This window comes from Mesorhizobium sp. M4A.F.Ca.ET.050.02.1.1 (genome assembly GCF_003997725.1).
Taxonomy (GTDB): Bacteria; Pseudomonadota; Alphaproteobacteria; order Rhizobiales; family Rhizobiaceae; genus Mesorhizobium.
This window is the reverse complement of record NZ_RZSG01000015.1, coordinates 1-4,190: the sequence shown is the minus strand read 5'-3', so window position 1 is coordinate 4,190 and position 4,190 is coordinate 1. Positions and strand designations below refer to the sequence as shown.

Sequence of the window (4,190 nt, the reverse complement as noted above, 5' to 3'; positions counted from 1 at the left end):
ATCACGCTTGGGCAACTGACAAAGCCCAATGCTCATAAAGCCGGATCAGGTCCGGCCGGTGTGTGGCGTAGGTGCAGTATGACGATGTGAGCCGCTACACCGTGCGCGTCTCCCAGTCTGTCCATAGACTCGGAAGAAGTCGGACCCGGTCAGTTGCAACTCCCTTTCCCAGCACTCCACTGCCCGGTAGAGCGCATGAAAAATCTCCTTTCGGGCGGTTTCTGTTCTGCCCATGCAGGATTCCAGAACATTGATGAAATCGTTTGTTTCGATGAAAGGCATCCACACTTTGGATGGTTGACACGCGTTTCAAAGATCGTGAACTACATCTCGTCGTTGTGCTCGACGCACTCCCGACAGAGCGCAACCTCATGGGCGCGGCATGCAGGATTAACCGAGCCCAGCCGGTCATGAGTGCGGCCGGCCGGGTCGGGCGATAGGCAGTCATGCCCTGCCCTTCCTGCGGGTCAAGCACTCCGAAAAAACATTTCCCCCATAAATGCTAGATCTTCCGTTGCCTTTTCGCGGGCTTCTGCGTGAGGTGAGGCACGCCATCCATGGCATGTGGCACACGCACGCGATGCCAGTGCACGGTCGTTTTCTCGGCAAGGCCGTTCTCTACCTCGACCCGCACGCGCTCGCCCTGACGGACCCGGATTTCCGGGCCTGGAACGGGCCTTCGGCGCGCAATCGAGCCCGGTTCACCCGGCCCAATGGCGTCCACTTTGGGGGCGCATGCACTGCAGACCCGCTGGACCTGATCCGGGAGAGGATGGGCGCGGCGATTGGAATAGCTATGAAAGCGCATCGGACCGTGGAACTGCGCGCGCAGACTTTCGGAGGAAGGCTCGCTTTTAAACGTTATCGTGCAACTCTGACCGTTCTTCGCCTTGGCGGGTGCCGCGGAAGAATCCCGGGTTCTGCGAGCGCTGCGAGAACACCTGCGGTCGATCCTGTACCACAATCTCGCGAAGCTCGATGCTCTCTACAAACGATGTCTTGGATTCTCACGCCCTTATTTCAGCACTTCGCTCGCTTGCCCGACTCGGCCGCGGTCAGCCTTCACCGCCAATTTTATTGGCGCAGCGACGTTCCTATCGGTTCAGGCGAAGCTTCTTGAACCTGCCGCTCTCTCGTTGCCCTGGCACGATTAATCGTCCTCTCAGTCTGTCATTGGCGGAGTCGCTCCTGAGGCGCGCGCCGGCGAGTTCGAGGAGCGCGTGGCTATCTCCTCGGTCCAGCCGGATTCCGCTGCGCGCTCAGCCAATTCCTGGAAGGCCGATTCCAAGGCGAGCTGGCATTGAAGGCCGCGGTCCGGATGGTCGACTAGCTTGGTTCCACGATCGCAATGCTTGATCGCTTCATTGCAGGCCATGGGCTCTCGCCCTCTCCTTTTGCCACACGAGGCGCCAGCTCACGTGTTGTGCGCCCCGGCAACCGCTTTCACCAGCCGCTCCAGCGATCCCGCGCGCTCCAGCTCCGCAAAGAATGATGCGGCGTGACGCTACCCAGCCGGTGCTTCTCGGCCATTTGCACACATAGGGATAGTCGACCATGAAATCGGACCGAGGCGAGGCGTTGGACGTTTCAGTCTTGGTCTGAATGCGCCGCCCACGAGCCGATCGGCCTTCTCGATGATTTGGCGCACCCTCGTTGTCGACAAGCCATGTTCCTGAGCCAGGTCGGCGAAACTCTTGCCCTTCAGAAAGCCGTCGACCAGGGCTATGTTCCTATCGACGGTCGGCTAAATCCCAGCAGGCGCGCGCAGTTTTCCGGCATCATTCCGTTTGTTCATCCGCTTGTCCGCGCCCCCTGCAAATCCTACCGGGCCAAATCGGTGCTTGGAAGACCCACTCATGTCATGGCCTCGGGAAAGTACAAGGCCGACGGTTATGTGAATACGAAAGATGCTGGCGATCACCATGATCGTTGGTGACCGCTGACCTCCCCAATGTCGGCTTCGACGGCACACCGGGAGCTCTCGGCAATGTTGAATAATTCCGTTTGAAGATGGTTGACTTCGTCGTCGAGGCTCGATCCATCAGGATCGGTATCGACGATTCTATATTTGAGAAACCCAAATTCGTTTGACTCGCGCAATTCGCTGTACGGCGTATCATCGCAAGCGCGGGATTCCGACATCCTGCGAAGTGCCCGCGTTGCTGGAATCGATTTTGCGGAAGTAAAAAGGCCCCGGCGCTGGGTCGGCGCGCAGGGCCTTCAGGCATGTACGAGCTACCAGCATGTCCAGTTATGATCGTGCGCTATCATAATGAACAAACGGTGAATGATCGCTATCCGAGGTGCAGGGCGGGCGAGATGGTGGGGCGGTGGGGGACCTGTACCGCTGCAGCGGGGCCACGAGCAGCGACTCGAGCCATGCGCCACGCTGCAGGACCTCGATTTCGGGCCAAGCCTCGAGCCCGCAACTCGCCTTGCTTCTCGGAAATCATAAGGCTTTGTGGGGCGGTTAAGCAGCGCGATATGGCCGCGGCGATACGAAGTTTTCATCTTTACCCTGTTCAGACGGTCAGGCTGCCTTCGCCGCCGGCTTGGCTGCCTTGACATGGGTTATACTGCGGCGACCGTCGACGCCGATCGGAACGTCACCGTCAACCGTAGCGCGACGCACAACCCGGTGCTGGTCGCCATAGTCGTTGACCGCATAATGCTGGTTAGCACGGTTGTCCCAGATAGCGACGTCGCCTACTTGCCAGCGCCACCGCACGGTATTTTCCGGGGCAGTGACGTAGGACTGGAACACCTCGTAGAGTTTGGCGGAATCGCTCTTGGAAAGGCCGACGAGGCGCTGCACGAAATTGCCGAGCAGCAGCGACTTCTCCCCGGTTTCCGGATGGACGCGCACGACCGGATGCTCGGTCTCGTAGATCGTCGATGTGAAAACTTCCTCGAAGTGCTTCTTCTCTTCGGCTGTGGCGCGCGGGCGCACGGCTGCGTAGTCGTAGGCATTGCTATGAATAGCCCACAGATTGTCCGCCAATATTTTGAGCGGCGCCGGCAGATTCTCGTACGCGGCGTGCGTGTTGGACCAGATCGTGTCGCCCCCCGCCGCCGGAATGACGACGCCACGTAGGACCGAGAATTTCGGATAGGCATCGACGAAAGTCACATCGGTATGCCACTGGTCTGCCCTGCCACCGCCACGGCCGGAATCGAGATTGAGGATTGAGGCCGTGCCGGCTGCCGGCCCCTGCGTGGGATGAGGTACAAGGTTACCCAGACGCCGCGCGAACAATTCCTGCTCCGCATCGTCGAGATGCTCCTGGCCGCGGAAGAAGATCACCTTGTGTTTTAGAAGAAGCTGGTTGATGGCTGCTATCGCTGCGTCCGAAAGGTCTCCACCAAGGCGAACTCCTCTGATTTCAGCTCCAACACGGCTGGTCAGCGGTACAACGTCGGAGTCAGGAATTCTCTTCGTCAAGCTCGAAAGCCAAAATCCCGGCGGATCGATCAAGGATCGCATTGCGTTGTCGATGATCGTTAATGCCGAACAGCGTGGCCAGCTCGCGCCGGGCGGTACAATCATCGAAGCGACCGCTGGCAACACAGGGCTCGGCCTGGCCTGGCGGCACGAAGCGCGTGATCGCGTGTCCAAAAGCTGACAGCGTCAGACAAATGTCAGGTTCATTACAACCAACATCTGGGCACTGACGAGGTTTTTCGAAGCAATGGGCGCTAACTGCGCGCTGAGCGCGTTGGCATGGCTTTTGAGACTGAGTGACTGTGACTGCACTTAATGGGGCAAGACGAGCGATGCGCTCCTCCCTGAACCCGTGTGCCGTCTCTGAGAGGAAACCAGCTCGTGCAGAAACCTTTGGAAATAGCTTTGGACCGCAACGTGGTATTGCAGATGGAGTCCCCGGCTCCTTCGATTAGAGTCGAGAACTGGCTGCATGGCGAGCCCCTCACGAGCTTTGAGCCCGGCAAGTGTACATAGTCGAATTTTGGGCAACTTGGTGCGGCCCATGTGTGGACGGGATGCCCCATCTGATCCAGCTGCAGGGCGTCGCCAGGCGCGCCATCTGGACAGCAGGAGCTGGACTATGGGCAAGGTAACAGGCTTTCTCGAAATCGACCGGCAGGTGCACAAGTACCAGCCGGCCTCCGACCGCATCCGGCATTTCCGTGAATTCACGCTGCCGATGTCGGACAAGGAGGTCGAGAAGCAG

The 4,190-nt window shown here is 59.1% G+C and carries 2 protein-coding genes and 4 pseudogenes; 4 read left to right on the top strand and 2 right to left on the bottom strand.

The window, feature by feature from the left end:
- Window positions 1–293 precede the first annotated feature (293 nt).
- Window positions 294–422 (top strand): annotated as a pseudogene (locus EOA33_RS40190) (LysR family transcriptional regulator); the annotation flags it as partial.
- Window positions 423–526: 104 nt separating this feature from the next.
- Here EOA33_RS40190 and EOA33_RS02565 read toward each other — a convergent pair.
- Window positions 527–673, bottom strand: a pseudogene (locus tag EOA33_RS02565) (multicopper oxidase domain-containing protein); the annotation flags it as partial.
- Window positions 674–1,666: 993 nt separating this feature from the next.
- Here EOA33_RS02565 and EOA33_RS38845 point away from each other — a divergent pair.
- Entirely contained in the window at window positions 1,667–1,936 is a 270-nt protein-coding gene (locus EOA33_RS38845; protein ID WP_024504272.1) for a hypothetical protein, read from the top strand.
- A gap of 594 nt (window positions 1,937–2,530) precedes the next feature.
- Here EOA33_RS38845 and EOA33_RS02555 read toward each other — a convergent pair.
- Window positions 2,531–3,472: a TauD/TfdA family dioxygenase gene (locus EOA33_RS02555; RefSeq protein ID WP_127389303.1), complete on the bottom strand. Its 942-nt coding sequence runs from the start codon at window positions 3,470–3,472 to the stop codon at window positions 2,531–2,533.
- On the opposite strand from EOA33_RS02555, the pseudogene EOA33_RS40185 reads away from it, so the two are divergent.
- Both EOA33_RS40185 and EOA33_RS02545 read left to right on the top strand, forming a co-directional pair.
- Window positions 3,378–3,584, top strand: a pseudogene (locus tag EOA33_RS40185) (pyridoxal-phosphate dependent enzyme); the annotation flags it as partial. The gene EOA33_RS02555 and the pseudogene EOA33_RS40185 sit on opposite strands and share 95 nt — an antisense overlap.
- A 275-nt stretch (window positions 3,585–3,859) precedes the next feature.
- Window positions 3,860–4,023, top strand: a pseudogene (locus EOA33_RS02545) (thioredoxin domain-containing protein); the annotation flags it as partial.
- Between the last annotated feature and the right edge of the window lie 167 nt (window positions 4,024–4,190).